Genomic DNA, 18,828 nt, shown 5'->3' with positions numbered 1-18,828 from the left:
CTACGGGTCGTTGTCCGGCCGTCGTTGCCCGGACAGGCTCGGGGGCGGGGCGTGCGTCGTCGGCACGCCCCGCCCCCCTCACGTCGGGTGGCCGCCCGCGACGCTACATGACGTCGTCGGCACCATCCGAATCGGACGACCGGCCCAGGGCGGGCAGATCGGGCGTCTGCCCTGCTCGCCCCGGGCCGGTCGACATCACCAGCCGGGTGCTGCTACTGCTTCGTGACCTGGTACAGCAGCGGGTCGCTGTCCCAGCCGAACACGACGTTGTCGACGTCCTCGCCGTAGCCGGCGGTCACGTTCTGGTACCAGAGCGGGATGCCCGGCATGTCCGTGAACAGGATCGTCTGCGCCTGCTTGTAGAGGTCCAGCGCCTTGTCGGGGTCGGCCTGGCCGGCCGCCTCCTTCAGCTTGGCGTCGAACTCCTTGTTGGAGTAGCCACCGTCGTTCGAGCCGGCACCCGTGCCGTAGATCGGCCCGAGGAAGTTGCTCATGGCCGGGTAGTCGGCCTGCCAGCCGCCACGGAAGAGACCCTTGAGGGTCTTGTTGTCGCGGGCGTCGAGGAACTCGTCGAACGTCGGGAACGGCGCGAACTCGCAGTCGACGCCGAGCGCGCTACGGATGTTGTTGCAGACCGCGTCCACCCAGGTCTGGTGGTCGGAGTCGGCGTTCGACGCGATGGTGATCGCCTTGTCACCGAACTTCGAGATGCCCTCGGCCTCGTCCCAGAGCTTCTTGGCGCCCTCGGGGTCGTAGTTCAGGACCTCGTTGCCCTCGATGTCGTCGGACCAGCCGTCGATGACCGGCGAGCTGAAGTCCTTGGCGGGCGTGCGCGAGCCGTTGAAGATCGTCTTGGTGATCTCGTCGCGGTTGATCGCCATCGACACGGCCTTGCGGCGCATGTGACCGGCCTCGCCGCCCCACTCGGGCAGGTACTCCGGGACGTTGACGACCTGGATGATGGCCGCGGGCTGGTTGACCGCGCGGTCGCCCAGGTCGTCCTCGAACGTGGCGAAGGCCGACGACGGGACGTTGGTGACGATGTCCAGGTTGCCCGAGAGGAGGTCGTTGTACGCGGTGTCCTCCTCGGTGTAGGCGATCAGGTCGACGCCACCGTTCTGGACCTTGCGCTCGCCCGCGTAGTCAGCGTTGGGGCGGAGCGAGATCTGCTGGTTCTTCTCCCAGGACTCGAGCTTGTACGGGCCGTTGCCGACCGGGTTGTCGCCGAACGCCTTCGGGTCGTCGAAGAACGAGTCCGGCAGCGGCATGAAGGCCGCGTAGCCCAGTCGAAGCTCGAAGTCGGACTCGGGCTGGGTCAGCTTCACCGTGAACTCGGTGTCCGACACGACCTTGAGGCCGGTCAGCTCGGAGTCCTTGTCGTACGAGAAGCCCTCGATGGGCTCGAAGAAGTACGAGAGGTTCTGCTTGTTCGACAGCAGGGCGCCGTAGTTCCACGCCTTGACGAAGCTGTCGGCCGTCACCGGGGTGCCGTCCGTGAACTTCCAGCCGTCCTTGATCGTGATCGTGTACGTCTGCTGGTCGTCCGTCTCGATGGACTCGGCCATCTCGTTGTGCACCTCGCCCTTGGCGTCGTAGTACACCAGGCCGGCGAACAGGTTGTTGATGACCTTCGAGCCATAGGTCTCGTTGGTCATCGTGGGGATGAGCGGGTTCTGCGGCTCGCCGTTGCTGACCGTCACGATGCCGGTCGTCGGGCCGCCGTCGCCGCCCGTGGCCTCGGGGTTGTCCCCGGAACCGCCACCGCACGCAGACAGCAGCAGGGCCGAGGCCAGGGTAAAGGCCCCGATGCCTGCAAGTCGTCGTCGAGGTGTCACGTGTCCTCCTGAGTTGGGTCGCTCACCGGAAGGGGTCACCCCTTGGTGAGGTACAGGCGCGTGTGCGCGCGCACTGCACTGTGCGCCGGTGAGCCTAGTCACGTCTCGGCCCCAGGTCATACCCTCTGCCCGGTTTGCGCCCGGAACCGTGACCATTCCGGTATCTCGTCGCAACCTGCGGGACTCGCCGGCCCGTGGTACAGGGAGCCGCGCGCGGAGGGTGCGCAGGGTCAGTCGACCGCCACCAAGCGGCCGTCGCGCACCACCAGCACCCGGTCCGCCATCGCCACGAGCTCGGGGTCGTGCGTGGCCACGACGGCGGCGACGCCCCGCGAGTGCACCAGGTCGCGCAGCAGCACCATGACGCGCTGGGCGGTGGCCGAGTCGAGCTGGCCGGTCGGCTCGTCCGCGAGCAGCACCCGCGGACGGGCCACCAGCGCCCGGGCGACGCCCACCCGCTGCTGCTGCCCGCCCGAGAGCTCGTAGGGGCGCTGGTCGGCGTGGTCCGCGAGCCCCACCGCCTCGAGCGCCTCCGCGACGCGGGCCGCCCGCTCGGCCGCGTCGACCCGCGCCAGCCGCAGCGGCACCTCCACGTTCTCCGCGGCGGAGAGCACCGGAACCAGACCGAACGACTGGAAGACGAACCCGATCTCGGTGCGCCGCACCGCGTGCAGCTCGTCCTCGCCCAAGCTGCCGAGCTCGCGCTCCGCCGCCCCCGGACCGCCCTCGGCCGCCGGGTCCGCCCCGAGGTGCACCGTGCCCGCCGTCGGCCGGTCCAGGCCCCCGAGCAGGTGCAGCAGCGTGGACTTCCCGGACCCCGACGGGCCCACGACCACCACGAGCTCGCCGGCTCCGACCTCGACCGACACGTCCTCCAGCGCCCGCACCTCGCCGGCGCCCGAGCCGTAGACCCGCGAGACGCCCGTCGCGCGCAGCACCGCGGTCGCCGGACGGCGCGTCGTCGTCGCGCTCATCGTCCCTCCCCCGTCCGGCCCCGCCGCTCGTCCGGCCGGACCTCCACGTGGTCGTCCTCCAGCGCGAGGCGCACGCGGTCGCGCAGGTCCAGCGCGCTCACGAAGTCCTGCGGCAGCTGCAGGCGGCCCACCCGGTCGAGCACGGCGAACTCCTCGGCGACGTGCCGCTGCGCACCGTCCTCGTCGATCTCCGTGCGCCGCAGCACCTCGGTGGACGTGCGCCCGTCGCGGATCTGCACGGTCCGCGCGACGTGCTCGGAGACCGTCGGGTCGTGCGTGACGATCAGCGTGGTCACGCCCGTCCCGGCGTTCACCGCGCGCAGCGACTCCAGCACCTCCACGCTCGTCGCCTCGTCCAGCTCGCCGGTCGGCTCGTCGGCCAGCAGCACGCGAGGCGACCCGGCCACCGCGACCGCGACCGCGACCCGCTGCTGCTGCCCGCCGGACATCTGCCCGGGCACGCGGTCGGCGACCTGGCCCACCTCGAGCATCTCCAGCAGGTCGGCCACGCGCGCCGCGCGCTCGTCCCGCGTGCCCGTCCGCGAGATCTCCAGCGGCACCCGCACGTTCTCCGCCGCGGTGAGGTACGGGAGCAGGTTGCGGCCCGTCTGCTGCCAGACGAACCCGACCGTGGACCGCTGGTAGCGCACCCGGTCGCGACGCGTCATCGCGAGCAGGTCCGTGCCCGCGACCACCGCCGACCCGGCGGTGGGCAGGTCCATCCCCGACAGGATGTTCAGCAGCGTGGACTTGCCCGAGCCGGACGCACCCACCACCGCGACGAGCTCGCCGCGGTCCACCGTGAGGTCCAGGCCCTGCAGCGCCTGCACCTCGATGCCGTCCGCCGCGAAGATCCGCACGAGCCCGCGGCAGCGGATCTCCTCGTGCACCGGACCGACCGCGTCCGGCGCCGGGCCGGGCGCGTCCTCCTGGGTCACCACCATGTCGTCACCACCCTGTCGTCCTCCCTCATTCCGCCGCCTCCCGCAACTGCTCCGTCGTCGCTGCCCGGCGGCCCACGACGGCGGCCAGGGCCGCGCCCGCCACCACCGTCACGACGAACCCGGCCAGGCCCGCCACCACCAGCACCGGGTCCACCGCCAGCGCCGGCTGCGGGCCGCCGCCCGTCAGCGACGTGAGGTCCACGCGGGCGCGCAGCAGCGCGGGCACGACAGCGCCGACCAGCACCCCGACGACGAGCGCGCCGAGCGCCCACGGCGCCACCTCCCAGGCCACCAGCCCCCGCGCCTCCGCCCGTCGCAGGCCCATCGAGCGCAGCACCGCGAGGAGCCGCTCGCGGTCCGGAGCGGCGAGCACCAGGGTGATCGCGACGGTGAGCGCCACCAGAACGCCGGCCAGCGCGACCGCCACCCGGGCGGCGGTCGCGATCCCCTGCGACGCGGGCGCGTCGAGCAGGTCGGCCGTCGCCGACGCGGTGCCGTCGACCGTGGCGTCCGGGAGCACGCCGCGCAGGGCCGCGCCCACCCGGTCCGGGGAGGCGCCGGCCTCCAGCGCGACGAGCGCCGTGCGGGCCTCGGTGGCCGTGCCGAGCGAGCCCGCGACGAGGCCGGAGTCCACGACCACGGTCGCCGGCGCGTCCCCCAGCCCCGGCACGAGGTCGGGCGCGCCCACCACCGCGGCGTCGGCCTGCTCGTCCTGCAGGCCCAGCACGAGGTCGCCCGTCCCCGCGGTCGCGCCGGGCACGGTCATCGCGAGCATCGGCAGCGCGCCGTCCGCGTCCGGCCGGGCCAGGTCGGCGAGCCCGTCCGGCGCGTCGGGGACGCCCTCCTGGACGCGGGCCAGGGCCGCCGCGTCGACGGCGAGCAGCTGGACGGCGCGGCTGTGCCCGTCGGGCCACGTCAGGTCGCCCACGTCGGTCACCCGGGCCACGGTCGCCACCTCGGCGACGCCGTCCACCGCGCGCATCGCTGCCACGGCGTCGGGCGTCACCGCGGGCCCGGTGACCCGCAGGTCCGCGCCGAGCTGGACCCGCGCCTGCCGCTCGACGCCGGCGTCGACCGTCGAGAGGACCACCGCCGAGGACGCCCCGACCGCGACCGCGAGCACCAGGGCGAGCGCGGGCACCACGCCGCCCGCCGGCGCCCGGGTGGCGCGTGCGGCGCCGAGGAACGGCACGAGGTCCCGGCGCCGCGCGAGCAGCCGCTCGAGCCCGCGGGCGACGAACGGGATCACGCGGACCGCGACCAGCGCCGCGGCGCCGGACACCAGGAGCGGCATCGCGGCGAGCAGCGGGTCGACGCCGCCCGTCCCCGTGCCGCCGACCACGCCGCGACGCAGCAGGAGCGCGACCGACAGCGCCGCGAGGCCCACGACCACCAGCTCGGCCGTGCGCCGCCAGCGCCGACCCGTGGCGGCCGTGAGGTCGCGCCGTTCCCCGCGCAGCGACCGGGGCACGGTGACGGCGGCGGCGGCCACCGCGGGCGCCAGCGCCGCCGCGCACGCGAGCAGCACCTGCGTCCCGGTCACCGCGCCGGGCCGCACGAGCAGGCCGAGCAGCACGCCCAGCGCGGCCGCGGGCAGGCTCACGACGAAGCCCTCCGCCGCGGTGAGGAGCCGCAGCCGCGCCCCCGTCGCGCCGCGCGCGAGGAGGACCGCGAGCGCCGCGCGCCGGCGTTCGACGACCAGCCGCGCCGCCAGCACCATCACGGCACCGAGCGCGCCGAGCGGCCCGACGACGAGGACGGCGAGGACGGCGTCGGTGGTCACGCGCTCGCGGAGCAGCTCGTCGAGCACCTCGGAGAGGGCGGTGCGGGCCTGGAGCACCACACGGTCGCCCGGGACGATCTCGATCGTGTCGTGGGTGAGCCCGCGCACCTGGTCGGTCAGGGCCGCGACGTCGCCGGACCCGACCCCCTCGGCGGAGACCGGGTACCAGAGGGTGGTCTGGGCGTAGCGCCAGGCGAGGGGTCCGACCATCGCGGGGTCCACGTAGGCGGCCGCGCTCGCGATGGTGGAGCCGTCCGGGGTCGTGGCGAGCTGGGCCCGGCGGCCGAAGGGCTGGTGGTCCCAGGTGCCGGAGGCGGGGTCGACCGGCTCGTAGAGCCCGACGACGCGCAGCGGGGGGTGCTTCCACACCTCGGCGGCGTAGGTGCCGTCGAGCCGCCACCCGAGGACGTCCGCGGTCTCCGTGCTGACGACGACCTCGACGGGCCGGCTCCCCTCCGGCCCGTTGACGCCCTGGAGGACCGGCGTGGCCCGGGGCCACCGGCCGTCGACGAGCCGCACGTCCTGCTGCAGGCGGGCCGACGCCCGGAGGAAGACCTGGGTCGTCTGGATCCCCGACCCGGGCAGGTGCTCCGTCTCGATCTTCCGCGCGGTCACGGTGAACGACGGCTCGCCGAGCACGCCCCGCAGGGGGTCCGGGAGGCCGTCGCGCGCCCGGACCATCCCGGCGAGGAACTCGTCCCACGCCGGCTCGGGCGGGACCTGCGGCTCGGCGTCGGGCTCGTACGCCGGGAAGTCGGCGGGCCCCTGCTCCGTGGCCGGGACCTCTCCGGCCCGCGAGACGACGTCCCTCCGCAGCGTCGAGAGCTGGTCGGTGGCGTAGGCGACCTGCTCCGAGCGCATCTCGCCGATCGCCCGCGCGGTGGCGGTGGCGGTCCCGGCCGCGACGAGCGTGACGAGCGCGAGGACGAGGGCCGTCCCCCACGCGGTGCGCAGGTGGCGACGCAGCAGCAGCCAGAGCATCAGCGCACCTCCTCGCGGTAGGCGCCGTCGCGCGCCTGCGCGGCGACGCCGGCCCGCACGGCGAGCGCGACCGCCGCGAGCCCGGCGAGGAGCAGGAGGCCGGGCACGAGCGTGGCCCAGGGCTCGAGGGTGGTGAGCGCGGGCGGCACCACGGCGAAGCCCGTGAGGGTGGCCGTCGCGAGGCCGGGCGCCGTCGCCGCGGCGAGCCCCCACCCGGCGGCGATCCCGACGACGAGCGCCGCGGCGGTCACCGTGACCAGCTCCAGCGCGCGCCCGTTCCCCTGGGCCCGCGGAGGCATCCCGACGGCGCGCAGCACGGCGACCTCGCCGCGCCGCCCCCGCACGGCGGCGAGGCTCACCGCGCCGACGCCGACGAGGGCGAGCAGCACGGCCGCCAGGGCCGCGACCACGAACGCCTGCCGGACCGGGCCGGTCGCGTCCGAGCTGCCGCCGCCGTGCGAGGTCGTGACCTGGACGTCGCCCGACGACGCCGACCGCGCCGACCGCGCGGCGGCCGCGGCGAGCCCGGCGACGTCCGCCGCGGTGGCCCCCGGCTCCGCGCGGACCCACACCTCGCCGGCGTCCGGCGGGGTCGTCGTCAGCCGGAGCGAGGCCGCCTGCAGCTCCGCCAGACCCACCAGGGCGGCCGCCGGGCGTCGCGCCCCGGGCACGACGTCGACGACGCCGACCACCTCCACCGCGAGCCGGTCACCGCCCTCGACGGGGAGCTCCGTCCGCTCGCCGACGCGCACGTCGAGCAGGCCGGCGAGCCGCCGCGAGAGCACGGCGGGCACGGCCTCGCGGCCGGCACCCGCGGCGATGATCCGGTACGGCGACGGGAACGGCTCGTTCTCGACGCGCGCGGCGAGGCTCAGGCCCAGCCCCGGGCGGGCGTCGAACGCGGAGCGCGCGGCGGCGTCCTGCGTCGCGGGCGCCCAGCCGACGTCCTCGACGTCCACGGCGGAGGTCGTCCCGTCGGCCGTGGTGGCGTCCACCTCGGCCACGGAGAGCCGCAGTCCCGTGGTGTCGTTCCCCGACCCGACCTGAAGCACGTCGAACGCGACCACCGTCCACTCCCCCGGCGTGCCGTCGGGCCCGTCGGGCGCCGGGGGCACGTCCGCGCGCATCGTGAAGGACCGTTCGACGGGGCCGATCGGGTGGGCCCCGTCGCCGTCGCCGTCCAGGTCGACGTCGAGGCTCCCGACGTCGGCCGCCCGCAGCTGCCCGTCGGCGTCGGCCAGCCACAGGCGCACCGGCATCGACCCGCGTTCCAGCGTCTCGAGCAGGCCCCGTCCGGCCGGGTCCCCCGCCGTCCGCTCCCGCAGCGACCGCCACGAGGCCGGGGCACCGAGCGCCCCGGCGTCCTCCTCGACGGCCGGGTCGACCACGAAGAACTGCCCCGAGCCGCGGAGGGTGAGCCCCGTCGTCCCCGCGGGCAGGCGCGGGTTCCCGTCGTACAGGTCGGGCACCGCCAGCGCCGCCGCGAGGCGGTCGAGGTCGCCCGACCCGGCCGTGTCGAGCGCCACCCGCCCGAGGCGGGCGGCGGGCACGCCCGTCACGGAGAGGGTGACGTCGTCGAGGTTGCCCTCCGTGACCCGCGCGGGCGCGGCGGAAGCGGCGCCCGGCAGCTCCGCGTACCGCGCGGCGGGCCCGGGCGAGCCCTGGGCCGCGACGACGCGCACGTCGCCGCCGGAGGCGACGGCGGCCGCGTCGTGGCGCAGCCGCTGCCCGGTGCCGGTGTAGGCCGCGGCGAGCACGACGCTCCCGGCGGCCACGACGACGAGCACCACGGGGACGGCGCTGACGGCGAGCCGGCGCGCGACCTGCCGCGCGGGGAGCACCCGCGCGTCGGGGCGGCGCGCGGCGAGCGCCGCCCACGCCCGCGACAGGGGCCCCAGCAGCGCGACGGCGAGGACCGCGGCGGCGGCGAGGACGAGCGCGGGCGCCGCGGCCGCGGCCGGGTCGGTCTGCCCGCCGTCGGGCGTCGGGACGAGCGGCGACCCGTAGCGGCGCAGCATCCACAGGGAGACCGCGGCGGCGACGAGGACGAGCGCGACGGTGCCCCAGGTGGCGGCCTGCCGGGCGCGGCCGGAGGCGTCCGAGAGGCGCAGCGCCGCCGTGGCGCGGGCCTGCAGCCCCTCGACGACCACCAGCACGAGCACGGCCGCCGCCGCCGCGACCACGGTCGCCGGCACCAGGTCGCCCGCCAGCGCGCCGGTCGGGGCACCCCGCGCGGCGAGGACGGCGAGCGCCGTCCCGAGTCCGACGACGGCGCCGGCCGCCGCGACGATCCCGGCCTCCGCGGCCGCGGCGCCGGTGAGCTGCGCCGGCGAGGCGCCCCGCGAGACCAGCAGCCGGACCTCGCCCGCCCGCGTCGCCGCCAGGAGCCGCGCGAGCTGGGCGACGGCGATCAGCCCCGCGAGCGCGAGGACCAGCATCGGGACGAGCGCGACGGCCGACGCCGCGCCCAGCGCGGCGGTGGCGTCGGCGGCGCGCTCCCCCAGGTCTCCGGTCACCTCGGCGCCCCGCACCTGCACGGCGTCGTCCTCCAGGACGGTGTCGCGCAGGGCCGCCTGGCCCGTCGTGAGGACCCGCAGGTCCGCGTCGCCCGTCGCGGCGACGTCCGGCGTCAGCGTCCAGCGCACGAAGGGGGCGTCCGAGTCGTCGTCGGGCACCTCCTCGCGCGCCAGGTCGTACGGGACGCCCGGGAAGAGGGCGTCGACGTCGCGCCGCAGGGCCGCGTCCTGCGCGTCGGCCTCGGGGGCGAGGCGCGTGACCACCTGGACGACGCCGGGCTCCCCGCCGCGGGTCAGTCCGTCGTGGACGATCCGCGCCTCGGCGACGCGCACGGTGCCGATCGTCGTGCCGAGCGCCGCGGTCACCGTGGCGACGAGCAGGGCGACCAGGACCAGCAGGCCGCGGTGGGCGGCGGAGCGCCGCGCGAGCAGGCCGGCGCGGCTCATCGGCCCGCCCTCGTGGCGAGCGGAGCGCGGGCGTCGACCACGTGCCCTCCTGCGTCCTTGCTCGGGCCCGCTCCGGGCCTCGTCGTCATGTCGTCCCCGCGCCGGTGCGGGGGTCCAGGGCGGACCCTAGTCCCCCTCTGCCGCCCGGCGCGCCCGCCTCTCGCGCGGCCGCGGGCGCCCTCCCGGGGCCGCCACGACGGAGGGAGGGCGTCGGACGAGGTTCCGGACATCGGGTCCCCCACCCGTCGGGCCAGGTCACGGCCGGTGGGGGCGCTTCTCGTTGCCCCGGCGGTAGTTCCCCGTGGCCCGCGCGAGGAGCTCCTGGTCGGTCTGGGGGTCCTGCCCGAGCAGCGCGACCAACCGCGCGGCGCGAGCACCCGAGACCGTCACCACGAGCCGCCCGCCGCGGCTCACCAGGACCTTGCCGTCCTTGGTGAGACGGTGGTCGAACGGGTCGTCGTCGAGGCCCACGGTGCCCTCCCTCGGTTCCCTCAGCCCTGCCCGGCGCCGCTCAGCGGCGCCACTCGTACGGCGTCGTCGTCGACACCTTGACCAGCCCGGAACGCTCCAGGATGGGACGCGAGAACTCGGTGGAGTCGCTGTTCAGGTATGTCTTGCCGCGCTCGAGCGCCGACCGGGCGCGGGCGGAGGTGAGCGCGCGATAGATGCCACGGCCGCGCCACTCCGGGCGGGTCGACCCGCCCCACAGCCCGGCGAACTGGGTGCCCGGCACGGGCTCGAGGCGTCCGGCGCTGACCACCCGGCCGTCGGCCTCGGCGACCCACAGCTCCATCTCGGGGTCGCGCTCCTGGCGGTGCAGGATCGAGTCGGCGTGGCCGGACGTGGCCGGGTCGTCGCCGAACACCTCGTCGGCCATCGCGGACATGGCCCGGACGTCCGCCTCGGCGGTCACCCGGCGGAGCGTGACGCCCTCGGGCAGGGGCACGTCCGCGACCAGCAGGCGCGCCTCGCCGATCATGATCGACTCCGGCTCCTCGGGCACGAAGCCGTGGTCGACGAGCGCCTCGTGCAGGCCCGGCGCGACGTCGTGGCCGCGCGTCTTCCACTCGACGCTCGTGACGGTCGCGTCGTCGCGGAAGTGCGCGAGCGCGGACGCGACGAACCCGCGGATCGTCGCGGCGTCCGCGCCGGCGAGGTCGCGGTAGGTGACGAAGCCGCGGCCGGCGGCGAAGGTCACGAGGCGTAGGGGCCCGAGGCGGGTGACGGCGAGGGCGCCCGGCGTCTCCGCGTCGGTCCGCAGCTGGTCGTCGTAGGCGGCGAGGAGGCTCGTGGCGTCCACGCCGGCCGGGGTCTGGCCCGAGGGTGAGTTCACGGCCGTCACCCTTCCAGAGGCCCCAGGGGCAGGCAACGGTTTTCGCCGAGGTGCACTCTCCGGTCAGGGCCTTCCCGGACCGGGTGCCAGGCCGCGGCTCAGGGCGTCCACGACGTGCCGCACCGCGGCGCGGGGCGCGTCCTGCCAGCCGGCGGCGGAGTGCGGCGCCAGCGCGGCCGCGCGCGGGTACCGCTCACCGAGGTCGGGCACGAGGCGGCTCGTCGCCGCCGCGCGCTCCCGCCACGCCTCGGCGCCCGCGGCGTCCAGGCGCGCAGAGGCCGCCGCGGTCTGCGCGGTGGCGCGGACGACGGCGTACAGGGCGGTGACGACCGCCGCCCGGGACTCCGGGGCCACCTCGTGGCGCGCGAGGACGTCGAGCAGCCGTTCGAGCCAGTCCTGCTGCTGCGGGCCGCCCGGCGCGGAGGACCATGGCAGCTCCGCCAGCCACGGGTGCTCCCGGTACAGGTCGAAGAGACGGCCCGCCCAGGCGTCGAGGTCGGCGGCGAGGTCGGGGCCCGGGTCCCGCCAGGCCGGCATCGCCGAGGCGTGGTCCTCCGCGAGCGCCAGCAGCTGTTCCTTCGTGCCCACGTACGGGTACAGGCCCATCGCGCTCAGCCCGAGCCGGGTGCCGACCGCGCGCGTCGACAGCCCGTCGAGGCCGTCCGCGTCGGCGACGGCGACCGCGGCGTCGAGCACCTCGTCCAGGTCGAGCCGCCGACGCGGCCCGCGGCGCGCCTCGGCGGGCGCCGCCCCTCGGTGGCGCCACAGCCGCCGCACGTGCTCCTCGACGTCGCTCATTGCCCTGGATCCTCCCATCTGCTTACAGTGTAAGACGTTAACGCGTCGACCCGAGGAGCCCCGCCATGCCCGCCGCCACCCTGCCCGACGGCTCGACCCTCGACGTCACCACCCTGGGCGACGGCCCGGCCGTCCTGCTCCCCGTCCGGACCGACCCGCTCGAGGAGGCCCAGGCCGACGCGATGCGCGCCTGGGGCGCCGACCCCGACCTCGGCGCCGCCCTCGCGCGCCGGGTCGCCGGGGCGGGCTTCCGCGTCGTCGCCGCCGACTACGAGGCCCACCTCGCCGCCCACCCGCGGCCGGGCACGCTGACGGCCGACGCCGTCACGGCCGACCTCCTGGCCGTCGCCGACGCCGCGGGTGCCGACCGGTTCGCCTACTACGGCTACTCGTGGCTGGCGCTCGCCGGGCTCCAGCTCGCGCTGCGCACCGACCGGCTCACCGGCCTGGCGATGGGCGGCTACCCGCCCCTCGACGGCCCGTACGCCGCGATGCTCGCCGTGACGCGCGCCGCGCACCGGCTGGCACTCTCCCACCGCGACGCCCCGCGCCCCGCATCGACGTCGGCACCCGAGCCCGGCGACTGGGACTCCGTCGAGATGACGCAGGCCCCCGAGCAGACCGGGCAGTACGTCACGCTCTACGAGTCGCTCGCCGGCTTCGACGACGCCGCCGCCCTCACCCTGGCCGTGCCGCGCCTCGCCGTCGTCGGTGCGGACGACGACATCGTCTACGGCCCCGGCTGGGGCGACGTCGAGGTCGTCATCGCCGGCGCCGTCACCCGCCGGCGGGCCGAGCTCGAGGCCGCGGGCTGGACCGTCGAGGTGCTGCCCGGCAAGGACCACATGTCCGCCATGCAGGCCGACGCCGTCCTGCCGGTCCTGCTGCCCTGGCTGACGGCCCACCGCGGCCGACCGGATTTGCCCCACCGCTAGGGTCGGTTCCCGTGAGCGAGCCCCCGAGCCGGCCCGAGAGCTACGTCCAGCGCCTGCGCGGCGTGGTCGGCCACGACCCCCTCTTCCTGCCGAGCGCGGCGTGCGCGGTGCTCGACCAGGACACCGCCGGGACGACCCGGGTGCTGCTGCAGCAGCGCGGCGAGCCCGGCGCCCCGTGGGGCCTCCCCGGCGGCGCGCTGGAGCTGGGCGAGACCGTCGCGGAGGCCGCCGTCCGGGAGACGCGCGAGGAGACCGGCCTCGTCGTGGAGCCCCGGACCCTCCTCGGCGTCTTCTCCGGCTCCCGGTCGCACACCTACCCGAACGGCGACGTCGTCCAGGCGGTCGTCGCGGTGTTCGTCGCCCGGGTCGTGTCCGGGGAGCTCACGGTCGACGGCGTCGAGACCCGGGCACTGGGCTGGTTCGCCCTCGACGCCCTGCCCGAGCCGCTCTTCGCCCCCCACGTGTCGATGCTCGACGCCCTCGCCGCCGGGCGCAGTGGCGTCTGGGACTGACCGCGTCCCTCACGAGGTGGCCAGGTCGTCCCAGACGACGAAGACGGAGTCCCGGTCGATCTGGGCTCCCGCGGCCCGATAGGTCGCGAGCGCCGCGACGTTGTCCGCCTCGGTGCCGGTCCACATCCCGCGGCAGCCGTGGGCGAGGGCGTGGTCGCGCAGGGCCGCGAGCAGCGCGGACGCCACCCCACGGCGGCGCGCCCCCTCCTCGACCCCCAGCTCGTACAGGAACATCTCCGGCTCCTTGTCCGGGTGCCGCATCTCCACCCCGGACACGAACCCGACGTCGTGGCCGTCCGGTCCCCGCGCGAGCAGCACCACGTGGCCGGGCCGCGCCAGCGTGTCGGCCGCGCCGTCGGCCCGGACGGGCGCGTCGAAGAGGTGGGACGCCGCGACGAGCTCGGCCGGGTCGGTGACCTGCACGACCGTCCAGTCCGCCATGCCCGCCATCCTCGTCCGCGACCGCCGCACAGGCACCCCGACGACGGACGGGTGTCACGGACAACCGTCCCGCCCCTCCCTCCCCACCATGACCCCGCGGGCGCTCGACACCGTCCAGGCCGTGACCGGCCTGCTGCCGGCCGCGCCCGCGCTGCTCGGCTTCCTCGGCGCGTCCCTCGCGACGCTCGCCGTGCCCGGCCCGTCGGTCGTCCACGTCGTCGCGCGCAGCACCACCCTCGGGCGACGGGCCGGCCTGCTGTCGATGGCCGGGCTCGAGGCCGGCGCGGCCCTGCACGTGGTGGCCGCGGCGGCGGGGCTCGCCGCCCTGCTGGAGCGGTCACCCGTGCTGTTCGGCGCCGTCCGGTGGGCGGGCGCCGCCTACCTCGTCTGGCTCGGCGTGCGGGAGCTGCGCGCCGCCCGGTCCCGGCCCGCCCCCGAGGACGACGCGGGCACCGCCCCCGGCGAGGACCGCGGCACGACCCGGCGGCCGCGGGGCTGGCGGCTGGTCACCGACGGCGTCCTCGTGGACGCCCTCAACCCGAAGACCGCGCTCTTCTTCGTCGCGTTCCTGCCCCAGTTCGCGGACCCGGCGCGCGGCGCCGTGGCACCCCAGCTCGCGATCCTCGGTGGGGCGTTCGTCGTGCTGGCGGCCCTCGTCGACAGCGGGTACGCCCTGCTCGCCGACCGGATGTCGTGGCGGCTGCGCGCCTCGGAGCGCGCCCGGCGCCGCCTCGGCGTCACCACCGGCGGCGTCTACCTGGCCCTGGCCGGGGCCGCCGCCGTCGTGTGACCATCCGACGATGGACTTCTTCGACCCCCAGGTCATCCTCTTCGTGGCCGACTGCGAGCGGGCGGCGGCGTTCTACGGCACCTTCGGGTTCACCGAGACCTTCCGGGCGCCGCAACAGCACCCGGTGAAGGTGGAGATGGCGCACGGCGGGTTCGGCCTCGGCCTCGCGCTGCCCGGGCCGGCCGCCGAGAGCCACGGGCTCACGCCCGTGACCAGCGGCCACCGCGCGTGCCTGACGCTCTGGACGGACGACGTCGACGCCGCCTACGCCGCGGCGCTCGCGGCGGGGGCCACGGACAACCGGGCGCCGCACCCGTTCCGCGACGGCCTGCTGCGGGTCGCGTTCGTCGAGGACCCCGACGGCCATCCCGTGCAGCTGGCGCAGCGGGCCTAGGCGCGGGGGCGCGCGATCCGGGTTGCAGCTCGGCCCGTCCAGGCCCCACCTTCGCGACCCTGCTTGCTTGGCAGACTGGGCAGACTGGGCAGGCTTGCCGCGACGCGTCCGACGAAGGAGTAGGTGGACTCGGCAGGTCCTTCCCCCGCGGTCGGGTCTCTCGGTTCATTCCCTGTCGAGATGCAACGTAGGTTGCACGGTCCTCCGGCCGTGCAGCATGACCGGCTCTTGACCCGGGGACAAGGGCGCGCAGGGCACTGCGCGAGGGCTCCAGGGTGCGGAACGGATCAGACGGTGTGTACCTCAGGAGCGGGCCGACGACGTGGCGCCGCCAAGGACGTGATCTCGACGGACTGCCGTGTTCCCCACGACACGTTGCTGACGGTGGCCATCGCGTACCAGCGCAGGACACGCAGGAAGGTCACGCTCCACAGGCCGACGAGGGGTGCGCAGGCGAAGACGGCGAGGCGTTGGCCTCGTGACTGGTCGCTGCGCCGCAACGAGAGGTAGGGGGAGGCGACGATGAGCTGGACGCTCCCGACAATGCACGCGCCCAGGGCGAGGGTTGCGGGGTGCAGGAGCGCGCCGGAGGCAAGGAGGACGACGAGCGCGACGGTGGCGGCGGTGTACTGCATCCACCGGGCCACGTGGTACCAGTAGGAGAACCGCCCGAGGGGCAGGCTGCGGAGCCGGGTGCCCGACCGCAGGAAGGATCCCCTCATCCAGCGCAGCTGCTGCCGCCGGTGCCCGTCAAAGGTCGACGGCATCGCCGTGAACGCAAAGGCGCTCCCCTGGTGGACCGTCCGCCCCCGCTGCTGGGCGAAAAGCGTCAGGAGGCTGTCGTCCGAGGTGTGCACGGGGCGCCCGCGGAAGGTCTCGGTCAGGTAGTCCTCGACGTGGTCCCACAAGATGTCGGCGCGATAGGTCGCCAGGCCGCCGGAGTTCACCAGGACGGCGCCGGCTCTGGACAGCGCCGCGCGGTCGACCATCTGCATGGACAGGTACCAGACCTCCTGCATGCGGGTCAGGAGGTTGGTGCGGTAGTTGGTGACGAGGATCGTGCCCGCCACCGACTGGACCTGCGGGTCCTCGAACGGCTGGAGGCTCTCCTCGATCGCCCGCGCGTCGAGCTGGGTGTCGCTGTCGACCGTCACGTAGAAATCGGCGTCCGGGCAGGTGCGCGCGCCGGCGACCTGGGCACTCCGCTTGCCGCCGTTCTCCTGCCGCTGCCAGGTCGCTGAGACACCGGCCCTCGGGGCGGCCTCGACGAACCAGTCGCGCACCGGCGCGTAGTCACCGGTGGTGGACCCGTCGTCGACGACGCAGACGGCGGCCGGCGGGTGCGTCTGGCGCAGCAGCGCCTCGAGGTTGCCGCGCAGGATGTCGTCGTCCTCGTTGTAGACGGGCACGAGGACGGCGACCCGCGCGGCGGCCAGGCGCGCCGCGCCGTCGGGGGACGCGGTGGCGGGCCGGTCGAACGCGGCGGTCGCGAGCTGCCAGACCAGGAAGCCCATACCGGCGACGTACACCCACAGCACCGGGCTATGGCCGGTCAGGAGGAAGGCCAGACGATGGGTGGCCCAGACGATGCCGAGCACGGCCCCGGCGACGAGGACCCAGCGGAAGCGGCCCGGGACGCGGGTGGCGGCGAGCGGTGCGTGCTCCTGCGTTGATGCGGTCATGTTGCTCTCTCCGGCGGTGATGGCGCGGATGGACGGGACGGTGCAGACCTGGCGGGCCGGTCAGAGCCGGTCAGAGGCCTGGTCAAGCGTGCCGGTCGTATCGAAGAAGCGCTGCGCCGTCGCCGCGAGGCCGGCCAGGTCGTACGCGCTGTGCTTCTGGACGAGGATGACGAGGTCGGCCTCGCCGACGGCGGCGCGCAGCTCCTCGTCGTCGACCCGCCGGACGCCGGGCTCGCCCCACTCCGGGACGTGCGGGTCGTGGTACTCGACCTGGGCGCCGTGGCTCAGCAGGGCCTGGGCCAGGGGTCGGGCGGGCGTCTCGCGGTCGTCGGAGATGTCCCGCTTGTAGGCGACGCCGAGGAGGAGCACGCGGGCGCCGTGCAGCGGGACCCCCGCGTCGTTGAGCAGGTCCTGGCTGCGGCGCGCGACGTACGAGGGCATCGCGACGTTGATCTCCTGTGCTAGTTCCGCCATCCGCAGGGGACGCCCGGTCTGCTCGCGCAGGTGGGCGCTGAGGTACATGGGATCGATCGGGATGCAGTGCCCGCCGACGCCGACCCCCGGCCGGAACGGCTGGAAGCCGAACGGCTTGGTAGAGGCGGCCCCGATCACGTCCCACACGTCGATCCCCAGGTCGTGGCACGCCTGGGCGAGCTCGTTCACGAGGGCGATGTTCACCTGCCGGTAGGTGTTCTCCAGCAGCTTCGCGGTCTCGGCCTCGCGCGGCGAGGACACCGGGACAACTCGGTCGACGAACGCGGAGTAGAGCGCGGTCGCGCGGTCGGTGCAGGCCGGGGTGAGCCCGCCGACGACCTTGGGCGTGTTCCGGACACCGAACGTGCCGTTGCCCGGGTCGACCCGTTCAGGCGAGAAGGCGAGGTGGAAGTCCGTGCCGGCGCTGAGCCCGGAGTGCTCCGAGAGCATGGGCGCCACGATGTCCTCGGTGGTACCGGGGAACGTCGTGGACTCCAGCACGACGAGCGTGCCCGGCTGGAGGTTGCGGCCCACCGTGACGACGGCGCTGCGCACCGCGGTGAGGTCAGGCCCACCGTCCGCCCCCAGCGGGGTGGGAACGCAGATGACGACCGCCCGGGCGCGGCGCAGCAGCCGCTCGTCCGTGCCGGCAACGAAGCCTGCCGCGGTCATCTCGGCGACCTGCCGGTTGGAGATGTCGTCCACGGCCGAGCGGCCGGCGCGCAGCCCGTCGACCCGGGCCTCGTCGATGTCGAAGCCGGCCACGCGCAGGCCAGAGGCGATGGCCTCCTGGGCCAGGGGGAGGCCGACGTAGCCGAGCCCGACGACGGCAAGGTCGAACGTGGTCCTCGTGTTGGGGAGGGTGGGCGCCGGGGACGTGGCCGGGCGGGTCGTGGTGACGGTGGTCATGATCGCGCTTCTTTCGAGGTTCGGGGTTGAACTCTTCGTGCTGACACCTCTAGTATGCATGTATACACGGATACAGACAAGGGAGGTGACACAGATCATGAGCGATGGGATGCCGATGGTGACCGGTGGCGGCGCGGCAGTGCTGGCCATGACCGGAGTACAGGCCGGCCTGGGCTGGTTCGTCCTGGCCGCCGCAGGGCTGGTCCTCGCAGGCGCCGTCCTGCTCCGCGTGCGAAGCAGGCGCGCCGCACGACACGAATGACGCGACAGCATGGCCATAGCGGGCCGGCAGCCTACGGGCCGTCGGCCCGCCGACGGCCCCGCGGGCGACGCACGCCCGGGCCATAGCCCCAAAGCCCGACAGCCCGAAGCTTCTAGTCTCGTACCACACCGAGGAGGAACAATGCCGCTCGCCCCACCCCACCGACCCTTGCCGGCCACGAACGCGCTCGTCGACGGCGTATACCAAGTCATGCTGGACTCGATCGTCACCGGCGAACTCGCACCGGGCGAGGTGGTCAAGGAGTCCGAAGTCGGAGAACTCCTCGGCGTGTCTCGCACGCCGGTGCGCGAGGCGTTCCGCCGTCTGGCCGAGATCGGCATGCTCCGGATCGAGGTCAACCGCGGGAGTCGGATCGCAGACCTTGACCCCAACCACCTGAGGCAGGTAGGCGACCTGCTGGCTGAACTCGTCGGATACGCGAGCCGTCTGGCCCTCCCGCGACTGTCCGGCCAGGACATCCGCTGGCTGACCACGCTGGGCGAGGAGCAGATGCGGACCGCGCTTCAGACTCCTGAGAATTACAGACTGCACGCGATCGAGCTGCATGACTTCTTCATCGCCCGAGCGGACAACGCGGTGCTCGAGAGAGTGACGGCAGGACTGCGGCCCCACATACACCGGCTCGTGCACGCCCGGCAAGACCGCCTTGTCCGCTTGGAGCAGGCGCAGCAATTCGCTTCAATCATCGCGGCGGTCCGCGAAAACGACGCCGACCTGCTGCAAGGGATCGTCAGCGCCTACTGGCGCTACTTCACAGAACAGATGCTCGCGGCGACCTAAGCGCTCGGGCGCACCCG

General features: G+C 75.1%; 17 protein-coding genes. 6 read left to right on the top strand and 11 right to left on the bottom strand.

The genetic code is table 11. From position 1 onward, the window contains the following. Nucleotides 1-212: 212 nt before the first annotated feature. From ACFU5J_RS07930 to ACFU5J_RS07895, 8 genes are all read right to left on the bottom strand, one after another. A complete protein-coding gene (locus ACFU5J_RS07930) occupies nt 213-1,700 on the bottom strand; it encodes an ABC transporter substrate-binding protein (protein WP_430574883.1) in 1,488 nt (495 codons plus the stop codon). Nucleotides 1,701-2,065: 365 nt separating this feature from the next. Then, nucleotides 2,066-2,809, bottom strand: coding sequence for an ABC transporter ATP-binding protein (locus ACFU5J_RS07925; protein WP_430578365.1), 744 nt, complete (start codon nt 2,807-2,809; stop codon nt 2,066-2,068). Further along, nucleotides 2,806-3,753, bottom strand: coding sequence for an ABC transporter ATP-binding protein (locus ACFU5J_RS07920; RefSeq protein ID WP_430578364.1), 948 nt, complete (start codon nt 3,751-3,753; stop codon nt 2,806-2,808). The genes ACFU5J_RS07925 and ACFU5J_RS07920 overlap by 4 nt, the downstream gene beginning before the upstream one ends. 25 nt (nt 3,754-3,778) lie before the next feature. Beyond that, the gene (locus ACFU5J_RS07915) at nt 3,779-6,517 is read right to left on the bottom strand and encodes an FtsX-like permease family protein (protein ID WP_430578363.1); all 2,739 of its coding nucleotides are present in this window, start codon (nt 6,515-6,517) and stop codon (nt 3,779-3,781) included. Further along, nucleotides 6,517-9,480, bottom strand: coding sequence for an FtsX-like permease family protein (locus ACFU5J_RS07910; RefSeq protein WP_430578362.1), 2,964 nt, complete (start codon nt 9,478-9,480; stop codon nt 6,517-6,519). The genes ACFU5J_RS07915 and ACFU5J_RS07910 overlap by 1 nt, the downstream gene beginning before the upstream one ends. Nucleotides 9,481-9,735: 255 nt before the next feature. Then, nucleotides 9,736-9,951, bottom strand: coding sequence for a hypothetical protein (locus tag ACFU5J_RS07905; RefSeq protein ID WP_430574878.1), 216 nt, complete (start codon nt 9,949-9,951; stop codon nt 9,736-9,738). Nucleotides 9,952-9,991: 40 nt separating this feature from the next. After that, nucleotides 9,992-10,813: a GNAT family N-acetyltransferase gene (locus ACFU5J_RS07900; RefSeq protein ID WP_430578361.1), complete on the bottom strand. Its 822-nt coding sequence runs from the start codon at nt 10,811-10,813 to the stop codon at nt 9,992-9,994. A 63-nt stretch (nt 10,814-10,876) separates the two neighbouring features. Further along, nucleotides 10,877-11,611 (bottom strand): TetR/AcrR family transcriptional regulator, encoded by a 735-nt coding sequence (locus ACFU5J_RS07895; RefSeq protein WP_430578360.1) that lies wholly within the window; start codon nt 11,609-11,611, stop codon nt 10,877-10,879. A gap of 65 nt (nt 11,612-11,676) precedes the next feature. Here ACFU5J_RS07895 and ACFU5J_RS07890 point away from each other — a divergent pair, with 65 nt between their 5' ends. Both ACFU5J_RS07890 and ACFU5J_RS07885 read left to right on the top strand, forming a co-directional pair. Further along, entirely contained in the window at nt 11,677-12,546 is an 870-nt protein-coding gene (locus ACFU5J_RS07890; protein ID WP_430578359.1) for an alpha/beta hydrolase, read from the top strand. A gap of 11 nt (nt 12,547-12,557) precedes the next feature. After that, on the top strand, nt 12,558-13,058 hold the full coding sequence (locus ACFU5J_RS07885; protein ID WP_430578358.1) for an NUDIX hydrolase: 501 nt from the start codon (nt 12,558-12,560) through the stop codon (nt 13,056-13,058). A 9-nt stretch (nt 13,059-13,067) separates the two neighbouring features. On the opposite strand, the gene ACFU5J_RS07880 is transcribed toward ACFU5J_RS07885, so the two are convergent. Continuing rightward, nucleotides 13,068-13,499 carry a GNAT family N-acetyltransferase gene (locus tag ACFU5J_RS07880; protein WP_430578357.1) on the bottom strand — a complete coding sequence of 144 codons (432 nt, stop codon included), beginning with the start codon at nt 13,497-13,499 and terminating at the stop codon, nt 13,068-13,070. 88 nt (nt 13,500-13,587) lie between these two features. Here ACFU5J_RS07880 and ACFU5J_RS07875 point away from each other — a divergent pair, with 88 nt between their 5' ends. Beyond that, nucleotides 13,588-14,289 (top strand): LysE family translocator, encoded by a 702-nt coding sequence (locus ACFU5J_RS07875; RefSeq protein ID WP_430578356.1) that lies wholly within the window; start codon nt 13,588-13,590, stop codon nt 14,287-14,289. Nucleotides 14,290-14,299: 10 nt separating this feature from the next. Then, complete coding sequence (locus ACFU5J_RS07870; RefSeq protein ID WP_430578355.1) at nt 14,300-14,683, top strand: VOC family protein; 384 nt, start codon at nt 14,300-14,302, stop codon at nt 14,681-14,683. Between the two features lie 287 nt (nt 14,684-14,970). On the opposite strand, the gene ACFU5J_RS07865 is transcribed toward ACFU5J_RS07870, so the two are convergent. Then, nucleotides 14,971-16,365, bottom strand: a complete 1,395-nt coding sequence (locus ACFU5J_RS07865) for a glycosyltransferase family 2 protein (protein ID WP_430578354.1) — start codon at nt 16,363-16,365, stop codon at nt 14,971-14,973. A gap of 60 nt (nt 16,366-16,425) precedes the next feature. Beyond that, nucleotides 16,426-17,748, bottom strand: coding sequence for a nucleotide sugar dehydrogenase (locus ACFU5J_RS07860; RefSeq protein WP_430578353.1), 1,323 nt, complete (start codon nt 17,746-17,748; stop codon nt 16,426-16,428). Between the two features lie 85 nt (nt 17,749-17,833). Here ACFU5J_RS07860 and ACFU5J_RS07855 point away from each other — a divergent pair, with 85 nt between their 5' ends. Both ACFU5J_RS07855 and ACFU5J_RS07850 read left to right on the top strand, forming a co-directional pair. Then, the gene (locus ACFU5J_RS07855) at nt 17,834-18,010 is read left to right on the top strand and encodes an LPXTG cell wall anchor domain-containing protein (RefSeq protein ID WP_430578352.1); all 177 of its coding nucleotides are present in this window, start codon (nt 17,834-17,836) and stop codon (nt 18,008-18,010) included. A 9-nt stretch (nt 18,011-18,019) separates the two neighbouring features. Then, entirely contained in the window at nt 18,020-18,811 is a 792-nt protein-coding gene (locus ACFU5J_RS07850) for a GntR family transcriptional regulator (RefSeq protein WP_430578351.1), read from the top strand. Nucleotides 18,812-18,828: the final 17 nt, after the last annotated feature.

Source organism: Isoptericola sp. NPDC057559 (genome assembly GCF_042801555.1).
Lineage (GTDB): Bacteria > Actinomycetota > Actinomycetes > Actinomycetales > Cellulomonadaceae > Isoptericola.
This window is presented reverse-complemented; position numbering and strand designations above follow the sequence as displayed.